Source organism: Bacillus sp. FSL W7-1085 (assembly GCF_038595035.1).
In the GTDB taxonomy this organism is placed as follows: Bacteria; Bacillota; Bacilli; order Bacillales; family Bacillaceae; genus Bacillus; species Bacillus altitudinis.
In genome coordinates, this window is record NZ_CP152000.1 from 2,397,327 (window position 1) to 2,414,012 (window position 16,686).

A 16,686-nucleotide genomic window follows, 5' to 3' on the forward strand; every position below is an offset into this window, starting at 1 on the left:
CGATTTGATGCAAACCATTGATATATCATTTGCGATTGACCAAATACCACATATTCTAAAAGGCGTTCCCTTTACCTTATTGATTGCACTTGTTTCTATGGCTGTGAGCCTTTTGATTGGATCTGTTTTTGCTTTCATTCGCCTCTTTCGTATCCCTGTGCTCCGCCAGCTGGTCACGCTCTATGTCTCATTTTTTAGAGGAACACCTCTCATTGTTCAGTTGTTTGCTTTCTTTTATGGCATTCCATTTGTTCTGACCAAAATGAATAGCACTTTTGGGTTGACCTTTCACCCGGATATGGTCTCCCCGCTTACCGTTGCCCTTATCACCTTCAGCCTGCATTCAGCCGCACATTTAACAGAAGTGGTCCGCAGCGCACTCCTTGCGGTAGACAGAGGGCAGCTTGAAGCGGCGAAAATCGTTGGCATGACCACCAGACAGGCGATGATGCGCATTATTTTACCGCAAGCGTTTGTGGTTGCCCTGCCAAACCTAGGGAATCAGCTCATTCAGCTGTTAAAAGCCACATCCCTTTCGTTTACAATTGGTGTACTGGAAATCATGGGAATCTCTCGCATCATTGCAAATGACGGCTACAAATTTTTAGAAACGTATCTTGTCTCTGCTTTGATCTATTGGATGCTTAGTATTTTCTTTGAACTCGCTTTTGCTTTGTTAGAGAAACGAGTCAGCGTGTACGGAAAATCTCTTGGACGTTAAAAAAGCCGATCAGGTACAAACCCTGATCGACTTTTTTTATTCTCCTTTTTTCGGTGTGTTATATAGTTCTTTCGGTGCTGGTTTGAGTTTAGGCGCAGAGCCGAACACGACAGGGGCAGAAATATATCTGAATTCTCCCTTTCCATCCATACTTCGGCCATGTGCCCATCTGCCTTCTTTGCTTTCTTCTCCTCTTGAGAAGTTAAACAAATCATAGGATACTTGCTGTTTTTCCAGTGAGCGCTGGAAGGTGGTTGGAACAACGACATCCCCTTCTCGTTCTTCTAATTCCTTAATTGCAGCCAGCCACATATTTTGATGATATGTATCACGAGCAATGAGAAAGGAGAGCATGTCCTTCACTCCGCGGTCATCGGTCATTTCATAAAGCCGTGTAACCTGAAGTCTGCCTTGTGACTCCGCATTCAAATTTGCCCGGAAGTCAGCCATTAAATTTCCACTTGCAATGATATATTTTGCATTCCACGGATACCCTTGACTATCTGCTGCCATTGCCCCTAAGCCTGCAACAATTGCATGTTGAGGATTCATTCCGCCCATGACGGCTGCAAGTGCTGGATCACTTTGATACGCTTCTTCTTGTTCTTTAACTGGGGCATTATCAAGTAATCGAGCAATCATCGTTGCCAGCATTTCGACATGACCGATTTCCTCCGTTCCAATGTCATGGAGCAAGTCTTTATATTTTTGATCCGCTCGGCAGTTAAACCCTTGAAATAAATATTGCATCATCACGCTGATTTCTCCATATTGACCGCCTAACACCTCTTGTAATTTTTTCGCATAAAGAGGGTCCGGCTTAGAGGGCTTTGCTTCATATTGCAGTTCTTTAATGTGATAAAACATGATGTCATCTCCTTTATTTACAAACATCTTTGCACTTATCACTATTCAGCCGATCCCCTCTTTATGAAAATCGAATGCCCTTATAAAAAAAGAGAACGGCGTCTGCCATTCTCTTTATCGTCCTACTTATTCAGCACTGACTAAAATTTTCACTTGATCTTTTTCATTGATTAATGCATGGAAGCCATCTTCGATCACATCGTCCAGCTTGATTTTCTTCGTGACGAGTGTATCTGCAGAGAAATAGCCTTTTCTCATTAAGTTTAATACAGATGGGAAAACATCTCTGTAGCCGATGATTCCTTTGACTGTACGTTCTTTAATGACAATGTCATTCGGCATAATTTCTGCGCCTTTTTCCCAAATGCTTACAATGACTGTCTCACCTGAAATTCTAGTTGATTGGATTGCTTGCTTCAATACAACAGGTACCCCTGTCACTTCAAAAGAAACATCGACTCCACCATTTGTACGGCGTGCGATTTCTTGAACAACATCTTCATACTGAGAAGGATCTACAATGATCGCTCCAAGTTCTTTTGCTTTTTCTTGGCGCTCTTTTGATAATTCCACTGCATAAATGTCAGTAGCACCAGCTGCTTTTAGTGCTTCAATGACAAGTAAACCGATTGGTCCACAGCCAAACACAGCTGCTGTATCCCCAGCTTGCACTTTACTAGAACGAACCGCATATAAAGCAACTGCAGAAGGTTCAACAAGTGCACCTTGCTCATATGAAATTTCGTCTGGTAACAAATGAAGTAATTCTTCATCGACAGATACATATTCAGAGAATCCTCCACCGCCACCAGCAAGTCCTAAGAAGCCCATGTTTTCATCTAAGTTGTAAGCACCTTGGTGCCCGTGAGTTGCAAAAATAGGTTCAACAACCACTCGATCGCCTACTTTGTAATTACTCACGCCTTCTCCAACTTCTACAATTTCACCAGAGAACTCGTGTCCCAGTGTAATGGGTGCTTTTTCTTTTGTAAGTGGATGAGGTTCGTTCACAGGAATGAAGATCGGTCCGCCTAAATATTCATGTAAATCACTACCACAAATGCCGCACCATTTTACTTTCAGTTTCACTTTTCCTGGAGCAACTGTTGGTTCGTCAATTTCCTCTAGTCGAATGTCCTTTTGATCGTGCCAGCGTAGTGCTTTCATTTGTAAGACTCCTTTTCTCATCAATTTAATTAACTTACTTAAATAATGATAACATAATTTTTTTAATTTTCTAAGTAAGATGCACTATTTTTTTGACAGTCAATGGACGAAAAATGACAAAACATAGCAACAGACAAATAAGAAACATACATAGCAGCCAATCATGACAGAAGTACGTATCGATAAAACATGCGCCAATGCGCCGCATATTCCTGTCATCATCATCGTCAGAACAGCTTCACATAACGCATAAAAACTTGCCACTCTCCCCATAACCTCTACCGGGATATTCGTTTGATAAAAAGTCATAAAACCGGTGTTTGCAAATGCTAAAAAGAAAGCGAGAACAAAAAAGCCAGCTGCTGCGACAGTCAATGTGCTTGAAAAAGCATAGATCAAGTATCCAAAAGCCACAAACAAACTCCCCGCACCAAGCATCACTGAAATAGGCAGCCTTTCGACAATGACCGTATTAAGACATGCCCCTGCGATAATCCCTGCTCCAGCTACACTGACAAGAAACCCATATTCGGTATTGGTCAACATCAGCACTTCCTTTGCAAAAGCTGCTTCAAGTGAGTCAATCGCAGTCGGTAGCACCGTGATGGCGGCACTAAATAATAAATACACGGCCATCACTTGACGGGATGTGAGACTGAAATGAAGTACAAGTTTTGCATCTTCCTTTAATACTGAGAGAGAAAAGCCTTTTTGTGCCCCGGCTGCTTTTGACAAAGTCGGTAAACACATCGTCAAAACAGCAGATATCAAAAGGCAGATTGCATTTACATAAATTGAAAGGACTGGTGTACCAATGAGAAAAAGCAACCCTGCTACGGCGGGTCCGAGTAAAAATCCACCAGACTGAAGCAAAGATCGAATGGCATTAAACCGTTTTCGTTTATCCGCCGGGATTAGTGCTGTCATATACACCATCGAAGCTGGATGAAACATGGCTTGTGCCATATGAATGAGAAATAGCATCACATATACGATCAATAAGTGGCCTGAAAATAAGGCAAAGGGTAAACAAGCAATCAGAATGGCCCGGCATAAATCTAGACTGATCATGACATTCCGCTGATTCAGTCTATCTATTAAACTACCAGACCAGCTATTTGTTAAAAGAGCCGAGACAGGTCTTAACATATAGACGGCTGTTACAGCAAGAACGGAGCCCGTTTCCTGAAAAATCAGCAGATGGAGAGCAATCATATAAATCCATTCTCCTATGTTCGCAATACCAATCGCTCCAAGTAACATGCTCATATCCCGCCAATGTTTTTTCATCGTGGTGCCCTCCTTTTTGTCATAAAAAAATCCCGCCCCCAAGACATTTCTGTCTTGAGGACGGGATTGACTCCGCGTTGCCACCTCAGTTCATTCACCTGTTACCAGATGAACCTTAGCAGGTTATCGCTAACCCTTCTCTATAACGGGAGAATGCCGCTGCATCACCATCACAATGAATCCGGTGCAGAGCTAAGAGGCTTGGTTCTGTAACGCTTCCCAGCTCCTTCTCAGCTTCACGGAGTTCTCTGTGTGAGGCAGCCATTACATACTCTTCTCTATTTGCGCTTTATCTTTTTTTCATCACGATCTTCAGCTGAATTGTTCTATATTGTACTGCGCCTCCGTCAAGGCGTCAATATTTTTTCATGTTAATCCGCATAAATCATTTTTCTAGTCATGCCGCCATCAACAACCAAATCGGTTCCTGTCACAAATTGATTGTCTTCATCTGTTAAATAAAAACAAGCTTTGACAATATCCTTTGGCGTTCCTACTCGATTGGAAAGGTGCTGCTGATGGTCAATTTCTCGCAAATTTTTCTCATCCTTCGTTTCAATCCACCCAGGGGAAATGCTGTTTACTGTTATGTGATCCTGACTAAAAGAAGCAGCCAGCGCATGAGTAAGTGCTGATATCCCGCCTTTTGATGCAGCATACGCTTCTGTATGAGGCTCTGACATGGTCGCACGGGTAGATGAAATATTCACAATGGAACCGCCGTTTGGATTCTCTTTGATATAACGCGCCGCTTCCCTTGCACATAAAAAAGCACCTCGTAGGTTTGTATGCAGCACATGATCAAACTCATCAACCGTTAGCTCATAAGGCGATTTTGTACACATAACCCCTGCATTATTGATGAGAATATCGATCGTTTGATAACGAGCCACAGCAGCCGACATGATGTCTTGAATATCCTTCTCTTGTTTCACATCCGTTTTTTTAAAAAAAGCCTCAAAGGACTCCTTTTTCAGCTGATCTTCCAAGCGCTTGCCCTTCTCTTCGTCAATATCCGCAAGCACAACACGCGCCCCTTCTTTCGCATAGCCATACGCGATCGATTCACCAATTCCATTGGCTGCGCCAGTGATGACAACTGTTTTATTGTGAAAATTCATCGTTTATCCTATCCTTTCTCTCATGAGATGTTGTCGTCTATCATACCACTCATGTATACACGATACCTAGTCAAATGGGACATAGAAAAACCACCACCTAAATCATACATTAGGAGGGTGGTATATTTGTAATTCTCCATATTGACGACATAGTCGTTTGCTTCTTGTGTAAAGTCTGGGAAAGTTTGTGTTTATCATTCAGTCATTCTATTCGGCTCTTTTTCTGTATGACTTAAAAAGCAGCCTTTAGTATATCTAAGTAGTCCGCTTTCGTAACGGCACGAACATTGCTTTTTGTAGAGTTGTTTTGTTCTGCTAGTTCAGCCATTTTTTCAAAATCTTCTACTTTTACATAAGATAATTCTTTTAGTGATGGAATACCTAAATTCTTTGTGAATGTATACATACCATCCATTAATTTTTGAATCGCCACATCATCTGCATCCGTTTTATCTGCAAAGCCCATAATGTTTGCAAGCTCTATGTGCAATGATTTGTTTTCAGCTGCATTAAATTGTATGACATAAGGTAAAAACACAGCATTTGCGATACCATGAGGCGTATCATAAAGACTGCCGAGCGCTTCCGCTAAACAATGCACGGCTGCTACATCAGCGGAACCGAAGCATAAGCCAGCGAGTAAACTGCCTTCCTGCATTTTGTATCTTGCTTCTAAATCAGATCCGTTTTCATACGCCTTCGGTAAATAGGTCACAATGGTTTTCATTGCGCTTGCCCCCATCGCCTTAGAAATAGGGTTTGTTTCTTTACATGTATAGCCTTCAATCGCATGGACCAGTGCATCAACACCTGTTGCCGCTGTTATACTTTTTGGCACCGTTGAAGTAAGAGCAGGATCCAAAATCGCAATAGTTGGTCGAAGCAAGGCATGTTTTAAGGTGATTTTTTTATGTGAAGCAGCTAACGTAATCACAGATGAACGGGTCACCTCAGAGCCAGTTCCAGCCGTGGTTGGAATACAAATTAAGGGTGATACATTTGTGTACGCCTTCTTCCCTGCTATATACTCTTCAGGATTACCGCCATTTGGACCTAATAAAGCAATGGCTTTTGCCGTATCCATCGGGCTGCCTCCACCAATCGCAATAACCGCTGATGCTTGTACTTTTCTAAAGAGCTCTGCACCCGTTAGACATTCATGATCTCTTGGGTTTGGAGATACTTGATCAAAGACGACAACTGAATAACCAGCTTCTTGCAAATACGCTTCAATAGGCGTCGCCAATCCTGCGCTTTTTACACCAGGGTCAGTCACAATCATAATTGTAGCACTAGGCAAAACAATGTCCTCTACAATAGAGGCAATATCTTTAGATTTTCCAGTCCCCATGATCATTTTCGTATGACAATCATATTCAAAATTTATCATTGATTTTCTACCCCTTCATTTGTTGATTTAATCGCTTGTTTTTCTGCTCCCCACCATTCTATTCCTTTTAAACCTGGAATGGTAGAAGCGTAAAAAACAGGGTTCTTTCCTACCTTTCTTTGTCCCATGTAATCATTTAGAGCCGCAAAAGCAAATTTGCCTAAAATCGCAATGGCAACCAAGTTAACAATAGCCATAATCGCCATCGACAAGTCCGCTAACGTCCAAACGATTTGTAAGTTGGCGAGAGCACCAAACATGATCATCATTAAAACAGTGATTCGATACACGAATAGCGCGGTTACACTGTGATGAATAAAACCGATATTGGCTTCACCGTAATAGTAGCCACCTACAATGGAGCTAAATGCAAAAGTAAAGATCGCAAATGCTAAGAAAATACTAGCCCAAGAACCGAAATGCTGCGCCATTGCAGCTTGAGTAATTTCAATACCTGACAAATCACCTGCTGTTTCTACTGTTGATAGCATAATAATAAATGCTGTACAACTACAAACAACTAATGTATCAAAAAATACGCCTAATAATTGAACAAACCCTTGTTTTACTGGGTGTGAAACATGGGCAGCAGCAGCTGCATTTGGTGCACTTCCCATTCCTGCTTCATTGGAAAATAAACCGCGTTTGACACCGTTCATTATTGCAGCGCCGATTCCGCCTCCAACCACTTGCTCTAATCCAAACGCACTTTTCATAATACTTGCTAATGCTGCGGGTACATCAGCGATATTTGTCACTATCACATAAAGTGCTAAGATAATATAAAACGAGGACATGATTGGCACAATGATTTGGGTAAAGCGGGCAATTCTCTTTACACCACCAAAAATGATGAAAGCCGTAAGAATGGTTACGAATACCCCCATGCCAATTGGACTGATACCAAATGAATATCGAAAGGCATTTGTGATGGTGTTCGTTTGTACTGCATTAAAAATTAAGCCAAAACTAAGAATAACAGAAAAGGCAAAGATCCTACTCGGCCATTTCAGTCCAAATTGCTTTTGTATATAATAGCCTGGCCCCCCTTTAAAACCATCACTTGTTCTCACTTTATATATTTGAGCGAGTGTGCTTTCGACAAATGCAGAAGCTCCCCCTAAAACTGCTGCAAACCACATCCAAAAAATAGCTCCAGGACCACCAACTGTGATGGCAATAGCAACACCTGCCATATTTCCAGTTCCAATCCTCGTCGCTGCTCCGATAAAGAAAGCTTGCATTGAAGAAATGTCTTGACTCCCTTTTATTTTGGGAGCTTTTTCAAAAATAGAACGGAAGATCTCTTTTAGTAAGACAATTTGCATAAACTTCATTCTCATCGTAAAGTAGATTCCAATCCCTATTAACATAACGACTAAAATATATGTCCATAAAAAGTCATTTATTGAATTGACAATCGTTTCAAACAAAGCCATCCCCCCTACAAAATCTGAACATTCTAAATAATGAAAGCGCCTACTTTTATCATAGTAAAAATGTTATGATCTATCTATAGAAGTTTTCTGATTGCATCAATCGGCTCATCCGATTTAGGAGGGATTGACGTTGGAAATAAAGCAACTGATGATGTTCCAAACAGCATCAAAAGTATTAAACTTTACAAAAACAGCACAAATACTTGGCTATGCTCAATCTAGTATCACGGCAAATATCGCTGCATTAGAAGAAGAGTTAGGAACCCCTCTTTTTGAAAGGCTTGGAAAAAGGGTAATTTTAACAGAAGCTGGCATGAAGTTTCAAGATTATACGGATAAGATTTTAGGTTTAACAGGAGAAGCATTAGAGGCTGTTGGCGGGATGAGTGAGCCAAGCGGCATTTTGAGAATATGTGCATCTGAAACACAATGTACCTATCGACTTCCTCATATTTTAACGGACTTTCAAACAACGTATCCTAAAGTAGAACTGATTTTCCGTCCCGGAATAGCTGAAAAGGATGTTTTAAATCTATTACTGGAAGGACAAATTGATGTCGCCCTATTATCGATGAATCCTGTCGTATCCTCACATTTAATTGTAAAAGAATTAAAAGATGAACCGATGGCCATTGTATGCTGTCCAACAAATCCATTGAGCAAAAAACAAAAAGTATATCCTATCGATTTAGACGAGCAAAGATTGTTGTTAACTGAAGACTGCGATTATCGTTACGCCTTCGAACACTCTTTGACACAGGCAGGAGCAAAACCGAGAAGTAAACTAGAACTAGCAGATGTAGAAGCCATAAAAAAATGTGTAATGGCTGGTTTAGGAATTGCTGTACTTCCCGAAATTTCTATAAAAAGAGAAATAACAGAAGGCCATATGATTAAAATCAATTGGATGGGACCCTGTCTCACAACGAAAATCCAACTATTCTGGCATAAAAATAAATGGATGTCTCCTGCTTTGAAGGCGTTTGTTGATTTAACAGAGGAATATATCCTTCTCAATGGGTAATCTGAAATATTTATTTGGGCAGCCTTCAATTTCTTTCACCATTAAATATTAACGAGTTATCCAATCATTTAAAGTAAATCACGTGTATACAAAAAGCCCTCTACATAGCTATAGAGGGCTTTTTAGAAGAACAAAGGATTAATAGGATCTGATACTCTTCAAACCAATGATCATAAAGATCACCGTAAAAGCAATTAAAACCGTCGCATCTAATAATAAGATAGAAAGATTAACATTGCCGCTCATGATCTCACCAAAACCAGACATCATCCATGTTTGCGGTATAGTCAAAGAAATCTTCTTCATAATGTCTGGAACGATATCTAGAGGCCAATAAATACCACCCAGCATGCACGATCCTACAATGACAATTGCACTAAAGATTTCAGCTTGTTTTTTCGTTGGAGATAAAGTAGCTATCATAAACCCTAAACTTACGACAAGGCCTATAACAAATGATCCGAACAATAAAATAAGAAACAGGTTGCCTAAGTAGACATTAAAGAAAATAGATAAGATGGTCAAAAGAACACCCAATTGTATCCATCCAAGAAGGAAATATGCCATTAAATAGCCCAGAAGTACATATATTTTATGGATTGGACTCGAAAGCAATCTTTGCCATGTATAATTTTTATACTCCAAATGTATAGATGACAAAGAGCTTGAAATCGCAAACATCATAAACATAATGGTAAAGCCAAGCGGTATTAAATTTGGTTGCTGGCTTGCTTGACCACCTTGATTTTTTTCAACCAACGAAATGGTGCCAGATTCATTTAACTTATTCAATGCAGTGGTGAGAGAAGCACTTCTCTGATCTTTCACACCGTAATTGATCTGATAAATGATCGCTGCTGCCTCTTTTAAATAGGGAGATAAGACTGCATATTCCTCAGTTTTCTTATAAACTGTCACATCAAAAATCTCTTTATTTTCTTTTAAATGGGACTCTAATTGATCAGAGACTTTAACCGACGCAATTACCTTTTCATCAGATACTAATTCTTCCGCTTCAATTTCAGACGCCTTTATCCAAAGAAATGTCGTGTTCTTTTTGAGCATTTTTAATATTTCCTGATTTAGTTCGTCTTGTTGAGGATTTTGAACAAAAGCAACTGTGGGTTTCTTTGTATCTGATGCCGTGCTGCCAAAGATAAAACTAAATATGATTGGCATAACAAATAAAAAAATGAGAGCCAATGGAGACTTTAATGTTTCTTTTAACTTTAACGTGATAATGGCTAATATTTTATGCATAGCGATGCTTCCTTTCAAAAGACATTCTTAATAAAGCAATGATGAAGAAAGCTAGTCCCATCCCACAGCTAAGTAATAATCCGCTTTGAATTTCACTAAAATCAGCACCTGCCATACTTTTCAAAAACATTTGAAGTGCAAGAGAATTAGGTAAAAAATAGCTGATATTCATCAACCATTGTGGGAATAAGTATAAAGGCACCATACTCCCACCTAAAGCAGCTAACACTTGAGTTCCTAAAATCCCCACACTGTTAAACGTTTTTTCTCTATTGATAAAAGAACCAATCAGCACCCCTAAACCCGCAGCATTTAATATAAAACTAAATCCGATCATAACAACAGTAAAAGGCTCTCCCCAATTCACCTTAAAGACAAAACTAGTAAATAAAATAATGACCGCAAGTTGAATCATACTCATTAAAAAAATGCCCAATAACTTTCCAATGATATAACTAGTATTGCTTAACTTTGATACTAGTAGTCTTTTATAGACTTCTTCTTCTTTTTCCTCTATCATACTGCCAACCAAGAAAACAACAGTCATTAATAAAAAAAGCACACCCATCCCGCCTGCGTAGTATTGGAAGGATGTAATCGGCTGGCTGTTGATATGAATGTTCCTTTCGTTCACTAGTTCTTTTTTCAGTTGATCAGACACGACCTCCACTTCTTTACCTTGATTCAACGGCACCAGAATACGATTCATATGATAATTTTGAAAGAATTGCAAAACCACATTTTCTAGGACCATTTCCTGTAAGCTTGAATTAGGTCCTTTCAAAATATTCAATTGCACATGATCGTGATTTAATATGCTTTTTTCAAAATTCGGCTTGATGATTATACCCATTGTAATGTCTCTACTATTTAAATCTTTCTCTAGCTGATTTTTCGAGGTGACCTTCACTTCAAATATGTCACTGAGTTCACTCTTAGACAATGTTGAAAGAAACATTTTACTTGTAGCGGACTTATCTTGATCTGTTATTCCTACTCGAAATGAATTGATCCTAATTTCGCTATCTTTCTTCATGTTGTCTCCAAATGCTGCACCTAATATAGCAATTAATATGATAGGCATAAAAAAAAGTGTAAAAAAGCTTTTCTTATCCCTAAAAAACAATAATAGATCTTTCAGTACAACCCAAATACTCATATACTCACCTCTATTCGATCTAGTCTCGTAATTTCTTACCTGTTAAATACAAGAATACATTTTCTAAATTTGGTTCTACAACTTCTGCTGAAATTAATTGAACATTTAATGCGGTTACACCTTGAATAAGTTGACTTAGTAAATGCTGAGGATTGTCATCAAATAATTTGATTTGATTTTCCTGCACCATAAAGTCATTCAGTGGGTGGTATTCATTTATATATTGGCACACTCGCTCCATATCCTTTTGTCCTTGTTCACATTTAATCGTAAAAATGATTTCTCTTTTTTCTCCAACAAGCTCAGCCAATTCACTTAAATCACCTACCTTAATGAAAGAACCTTGATCCATAATAGCTATTTTTTCACATAGATATTCGACTTCCTCCATGTAATGACTCGTATAAATAATCGTCATTCCTTCACTATTTAGCGTTTTAACTGTTTCTAATATATGATTTCTGGATTGCGGGTCTATACCCACTGTAGGCTCATCCATTATTAATAGTTTTGGCCGATGCAAAATCGCACATCCGATATTCACTCTTCTTTTCATCCCTCCTGAGAATACTTTCACCTTATCATTCGCTCTATTGCCCAGACCAATTAATTCAAGGATTTCTTGTACTCTGCTTTTTAATTCTTCTCCTTTAAGTCCATACATTTTCCCCCAAAACGTTAAATTTTCTTTTGCTGACATATCTAAATATAAAGCGATCTCTTGCGGAACAATGCCAATCAATTGCTGTGCATGCTTTGTTTCTTTATGTAGATCAATGCCTCCAATCGTAATAGTCCCGCTCGTTGCATGTATAAGTCCTGTCATGATACCGATTAAGGTTGATTTCCCTGCACCATTAGGGCCCAACAGTCCAAATGATTCACCTTGTTTTAAGTGGAAGCTAACCCCTTTTAATACTTGTTTACCTTCATAATTTTTGATGATGTTTTGTACTTTTAGCAATCGCAATCTCTCCTCTATTCTTCCTATCTATCATAACCCTGTCCAATCATTGCCAACTATTTTATGGTATGTCTTTCAACTAAAGATCATTTTTTCCAATTTACTCATTTTACCACGTTATGAAATGTAGAAGAACAGTATAGGTCTTTTTATATTTATAAACAAAAAAACTTACAGGAAAAATCCTGTAAGTTTTTTTCGATGGATCATTATTTAGAAATCATGCCATGCGGGTCAATCACAAATTTCTTCGCCACACCCGAATCAAAATCGCTATATCCTTTAGGGGCTTGATCAAGGGAAATGACGGTCGCATTAACGGCTTTGGCGATTTGTGCCCTTCCGCTTAAAATAGATTTCATCAAGCTGCGGTGATATTGCATGACAGGGGTTTGGCCTGTCACAAAGGTATGGGCTTTGGCCCAGCCAAGTCCAATTCGCACTTTCAGAGATCCAACTTTTGCATCTTCATCCACAGCACCTGGATCTTCTGTGACGTAAAGTCCTGGAATTCCAAGCTTACCGCCAACTTTGGTAATATCCATAATTGTATTTAAAACGGTGGCTGGTGCTTCTCCTTGATCTCCATGACCTGAAGCTTCAAAACCGACACAATCGACCGCACAGTCGACTTCTGGCTCTCCAAGGATGTTTGTCATTTGTTCACCGATTCGATCATGTTTTCGTAAATTAATCGTTTCGCAGCCAAAGCTTCTCGCCTGCTCGAGCCTTTGTTCATTGAGATCGCCGACGATGACAGCAGAAGCGCCAAGGAGCTGAGCGGAATGCGCTGCTGCAAGACCTACTGGCCCTGCACCAGCAATATAGACAGTAGAGCCTGGTTTTACGCCAGCCGAATACGCACCATGAAAACCTGTCGGGAAAATATCGGAAAGCATCGTCAAATCAAGTATTTTCTCCATCGCCTGATCTTTGTCCGGAAATTTAAGCAGCTGGAAATCAGCATATGGCACCATGACGTACTCTGATTGGCCGCCAACCCATCCGCCCATATCTACATAACCATAAGCTGAGCCAGGTCGATCGGGGTTCACATTTAAACACACATGGGTTTTTTGTTCCTTACACATGACGCAACGGCCACAGGCAATATTAAACGGAACTGATACGAGATCACCCTTTTGGATAAACTCTACATCTCGTCCAACTTCAACGACTTCACCAGTAATTTCATGACCAAGGACAAGTCCTTCAGGCGCAGTTGTGCGCCCTCTTACCATATGCTGGTCGCTCCCGCAAATGTTTGTTGTCACCACTTTTAAAATGACGCCATGCTCACACTTACGTCCAACATTGGCTTTAGGTACACCAGGGCCATCCCTTAAAACCAAATCAGGGTATCCAATATCCTCAACTGCTACATTTCCTGCTCCTTTGTAAACGACACCTTTGTTTCCCGACATGTTTTCATTCCTCCCTTTTTGTTTAAAAATGAAGTCTCTCCAAAATTCTCTCTTTCTCGGGCTTTTTCCTTCTTTTAACCGCACATTGACTCAAAAAATAAGTGACAAATGTCTATCTAGGAGAGAAAAATGTATTTTCCAGTCAAATAAAAAAGAAAATATTGAAAAAAAAGCTAAACATTTGCAGAACATTGTCGATATAAGGAATAAGCCAGACAGGTATCCTTAATCGACAAACAAATTCCTTATATATACTATCATTCCTTACACACCTGGCTGGCCCCTACATATGAAATGAATGCAAAAGACTCTTCTTGTGAAGAGTCTTTTTTATTGATGAATGATCAATTCCCACATGCAAAAAAGGCCCTTCTGGCGAAGAGCCTTTTTTTGAGTGCTTGTTCATTACCTGGGAAATATTTTCATCATTTTAAGGCTTTGATACAGATGTATGTATCATAATGGTAAACAGAGACGTCTCTAAAGTGATACGCTGAAAAAAGACAGCTGATGTCTTCTTCACTGTACGTTGAAAGAGACTGTGAGCGTTTTTGTTCCTTCATTAGTTCCTGCTTTTGAAAAGATAAGAATACTTCTCCATCCACTTGAAGAACACGATATACCTCTTTCATGACTTGTTCGATATCTGGCAAGTAATAGATGGTCTGCACTGTGAACAATTTATTGAATGATCTGTCTTCAAAAGGTAATTGCTCAGCTTTTCCAAGTGTGATAACGGCTTTTTCCTGCTCGACAAGCCTCTTATGTTTTCTTTTCGCATATTTTACCATATGATGCGAAGCATCGATTCCATATACTTTCCCTCGGTCAAGTTTTTCCGCTACTTTAGATAATGTCATACCTCTTCCAGTACCAATTTCTAAAATCCGGTCGTTTTCTTGTATATTTAAGAGTTGAATCGTCCATTGATTGATATTATGATGATTTTTTTCCATATAGCGGGCAACCCATTTTGAGAACAAGCCCTTTGGTTCCCTCATTTGTTTTCCAATCCAGCTTTGAATCAATGTCAACACCTGCTTTGCACCAGTAAATAAAACTATTTACGAATTTTCTTACTTTTCATATCGGCTCTCGCCTAACAAAAGTTAAGACCTAGTCCTAATTTCTTTGTCTTTTATTAGACGGCACCTTTTCTGAAAATGTTTCGCACGTAATGAAAAATATTTAAACAAATAGGCATTTTCATTAATTGTGCTCAGATTGATTTCGTTTTCTGCATGAGCTGCATATTTTATGAATGTATCTTGATTAGATAAAGGTGGTGCTAGATTATGGGCTTTGGCGGTTATTCTGGAGGCTACTGCGGTGGCTACGGTGGCGGTTTTGCAGGCGGATTCGCATTGCTTGTTGTACTGTTCATTTTGTTAATCATCATCGGTGCAAGCTGGATTTGCTAATGTAAAAGGAGCAGGAAACGATAACGTTTCCTGCTCCTTTTCTTTAATACCAATAAGTTGGATAATTGTACATATAGCGTCTGAGCATTTCTTCTTGCTCTCTTTGCATTCTGTATGGATTGCCGTATCCGTGCTTTAAAGAATGCGGAATAGACGCATACCCGTGCCCCACTGACGGAAACCTCATATATGGTGACATTGACATTCATTGATCACCTCACAATCTCCTTTTACGGTTATCATATGTGCAGGTGATCAATGTGGAGCGTGTCTAAACCTGGTCCTTCTCCCTTGTATAACAATCAAGCATTGCAAGCATCATAAACATGTCAATCTCCTCCTTTTCATGTTTTTATTGTCCTTTTTAGTTCATGTACTTTAGTTGTTTCTGCTTCATTTCTTCATAAAATGTTTCGACTTGTTGTTCATAAAGAACGGTTTCAATGTCCTTGTATTTACGTTGGATCGTCAAAGTAATAAAAAATAAATGGATTGTCATATACGCTCACCTCCCTTCAGTTCGCAGCACGCGAAATAGCCCGCAGATCTTCTTTATCAGTTGACCTGCGGGCACACAAAAACGCAGATCAAAAGACAGTGTCTTCTAACCTGCGATGGATGATACGTGAAATCCTCGTTTACTTAAACAGTTTTGTAGCGTGAACCGTAAAAGGTAAAGGAAGGACACGAGCTCTTCCACAGGCTGATGACATGATGAAATTGGTTGTTGAATTGATCACAAGTAGATACGAATAACATATTCTTCAGCCTCCTTTACGTTTTTAATTACTTTGTAAGTATATCCAGCGAGCACCATTTTGTAAACCTGTTTTTAGTAAATTAGATGATTTTTGTGTGTTTGACTAAATTTCTACAGTGATTCTTGTCCGATTATCCAGTGCAATTAAAAAAAAGTTTCCTCATCACATGAGGAAACTTCAGAATGTTGACAAAGGGCTAAAATGAACTTGATTTTAGCCCTTTGTCTTCTTTTCAGCGTGATAGAAAACCTTTGAATTCTAGGAAGGACGAGTACCGGCGCGGAGCGAATTTGACATTCGTGAGCACCGGCACGCAGGACTGACAAAGAATGCGAGGGTTTGTCTACACGCTGAAAGTCTCCTCATCATATGAGGAGACTTTTTATTTAATCTTCATCTAGTTCTTGTAGCTTTTTTTGAAAAAAGATCGCACGTTTCACGCAAAGAAAAGCAGCCAATAGGAAAACACAATCAACTGCCAGCATCAGCATTTTTGGTGATGCTTCTATGTGCTGATTCGGTAAAATCGTACCAATATATAAAAAGGTGCTGACAGCAAGCAAAATAAAAGCGTATTGCTTGTAATCTGTCACTAAACCATCCCACTTTTTCTTCACTTGTTTCACCTTCCCGTTATCAATGTCTATTGATAGCTTACCATAGTGAGAGAATGCGAGG

At 39.4% G+C, this 16,686-nt stretch carries 16 protein-coding genes and 1 pseudogene; 3 read left to right on the forward strand and 14 right to left on the reverse strand.

Annotation, left to right across the window (positions count from 1 at the left end):
* Positions 1–7 precede the first annotated feature (7 nt).
* Positions 8–721 carry an amino acid ABC transporter permease gene (locus tag MKY11_RS12375; protein ID WP_041090876.1) on the forward strand — a complete coding sequence of 238 codons (714 nt, stop codon included), beginning with the start codon at positions 8–10 and terminating at the stop codon, positions 719–721.
* A 36-nt stretch (positions 722–757) separates the two neighbouring features.
* On the opposite strand, the gene MKY11_RS12380 is transcribed toward MKY11_RS12375, so the two are convergent.
* The 6 genes from MKY11_RS12380 to MKY11_RS12405 all read right to left on the reverse strand — a co-directional run bounded on the left by MKY11_RS12380 (position 758) and on the right by MKY11_RS12405 (position 7,995).
* Positions 758–1,588: a manganese catalase family protein gene (locus tag MKY11_RS12380; protein WP_216894738.1), complete on the reverse strand. Its 831-nt coding sequence runs from the start codon at positions 1,586–1,588 to the stop codon at positions 758–760.
* Positions 1,589–1,714: 126 nt separating this feature from the next.
* A complete protein-coding gene (locus MKY11_RS12385) occupies positions 1,715–2,755 on the reverse strand; it encodes a 2,3-butanediol dehydrogenase (RefSeq protein WP_008342621.1) in 1,041 nt (346 codons plus the stop codon).
* A 99-nt stretch (positions 2,756–2,854) separates the two neighbouring features.
* Entirely contained in the window at positions 2,855–4,045 is a 1,191-nt protein-coding gene (locus tag MKY11_RS12390) for an MFS transporter (protein ID WP_342501453.1), read from the reverse strand.
* 371 nt (positions 4,046–4,416) lie between these two features.
* A complete protein-coding gene (locus MKY11_RS12395; protein ID WP_007501410.1) occupies positions 4,417–5,166 on the reverse strand; it encodes a glucose 1-dehydrogenase in 750 nt (249 codons plus the stop codon).
* 232 nt (positions 5,167–5,398) lie between these two features.
* Complete coding sequence (locus tag MKY11_RS12400) at positions 5,399–6,556, reverse strand: iron-containing alcohol dehydrogenase (protein WP_342501454.1); 1,158 nt, start codon at positions 6,554–6,556, stop codon at positions 5,399–5,401.
* Positions 6,553–7,995 carry an alanine/glycine:cation symporter family protein gene (locus tag MKY11_RS12405; RefSeq protein ID WP_342501455.1) on the reverse strand — a complete coding sequence of 481 codons (1,443 nt, stop codon included), beginning with the start codon at positions 7,993–7,995 and terminating at the stop codon, positions 6,553–6,555. The genes MKY11_RS12400 and MKY11_RS12405 overlap by 4 nt, the downstream gene beginning before the upstream one ends.
* A 130-nt stretch (positions 7,996–8,125) precedes the next feature.
* On the opposite strand from MKY11_RS12405, the gene MKY11_RS12410 reads away from it, so the two are divergent.
* Positions 8,126–9,019, forward strand: a complete 894-nt coding sequence (locus MKY11_RS12410) for a LysR family transcriptional regulator (RefSeq protein ID WP_008342630.1) — start codon at positions 8,126–8,128, stop codon at positions 9,017–9,019.
* Positions 9,020–9,157: 138 nt separating this feature from the next.
* Here the strand turns inward: MKY11_RS12410 and MKY11_RS12415 are convergent, their stop codons facing one another.
* The 5 genes from MKY11_RS12415 to MKY11_RS12435 all read right to left on the reverse strand — a co-directional run bounded on the left by MKY11_RS12415 (position 9,158) and on the right by MKY11_RS12435 (position 14,854).
* Positions 9,158–10,279 carry an ABC transporter permease gene (locus MKY11_RS12415; protein WP_274660631.1) on the reverse strand — a complete coding sequence of 374 codons (1,122 nt, stop codon included), beginning with the start codon at positions 10,277–10,279 and terminating at the stop codon, positions 9,158–9,160.
* Positions 10,272–11,438: an ABC transporter permease gene (locus tag MKY11_RS12420; RefSeq protein ID WP_342501456.1), complete on the reverse strand. Its 1,167-nt coding sequence runs from the start codon at positions 11,436–11,438 to the stop codon at positions 10,272–10,274. Before MKY11_RS12420 ends, MKY11_RS12415 begins: the two co-directional genes overlap by 8 nt.
* Positions 11,439–11,457: 19 nt before the next feature.
* A complete protein-coding gene (locus MKY11_RS12425; RefSeq protein ID WP_100325253.1) occupies positions 11,458–12,402 on the reverse strand; it encodes an ABC transporter ATP-binding protein in 945 nt (314 codons plus the stop codon).
* 209 nt (positions 12,403–12,611) lie between these two features.
* Positions 12,612–13,826, reverse strand: coding sequence for a formaldehyde dehydrogenase, glutathione-independent (gene fdhA, locus MKY11_RS12430; RefSeq protein ID WP_017367682.1), 1,215 nt, complete (start codon positions 13,824–13,826; stop codon positions 12,612–12,614).
* A 425-nt stretch (positions 13,827–14,251) separates the two neighbouring features.
* A complete protein-coding gene (locus MKY11_RS12435) occupies positions 14,252–14,854 on the reverse strand; it encodes a methyltransferase domain-containing protein (protein ID WP_039167119.1) in 603 nt (200 codons plus the stop codon).
* A 318-nt stretch (positions 14,855–15,172) separates the two neighbouring features.
* Between MKY11_RS12435 and MKY11_RS12440 the strand changes: the two are divergent.
* Positions 15,173–15,247: pseudogene (locus MKY11_RS12440) on the forward strand (YjcZ family sporulation protein); the annotation flags it as partial.
* A gap of 43 nt (positions 15,248–15,290) precedes the next feature.
* On the opposite strand, the gene MKY11_RS12445 reads toward MKY11_RS12440, so the two are convergent.
* The 3 genes from MKY11_RS12445 to MKY11_RS12455 all read right to left on the reverse strand — a co-directional run bounded on the left by MKY11_RS12445 (position 15,291) and on the right by MKY11_RS12455 (position 16,625).
* Entirely contained in the window at positions 15,291–15,446 is a 156-nt protein-coding gene (locus MKY11_RS12445; protein WP_223255651.1) for a hypothetical protein, read from the reverse strand.
* Positions 15,447–15,611: 165 nt separating this feature from the next.
* Positions 15,612–15,746: a YrzI family small protein gene (locus MKY11_RS12450; protein ID WP_008342648.1), complete on the reverse strand. Its 135-nt coding sequence runs from the start codon at positions 15,744–15,746 to the stop codon at positions 15,612–15,614.
* A gap of 648 nt (positions 15,747–16,394) precedes the next feature.
* Positions 16,395–16,625 carry a YrhC family protein gene (locus MKY11_RS12455; RefSeq protein WP_017358091.1) on the reverse strand — a complete coding sequence of 77 codons (231 nt, stop codon included), beginning with the start codon at positions 16,623–16,625 and terminating at the stop codon, positions 16,395–16,397.
* Positions 16,626–16,686 lie beyond the last annotated feature (61 nt).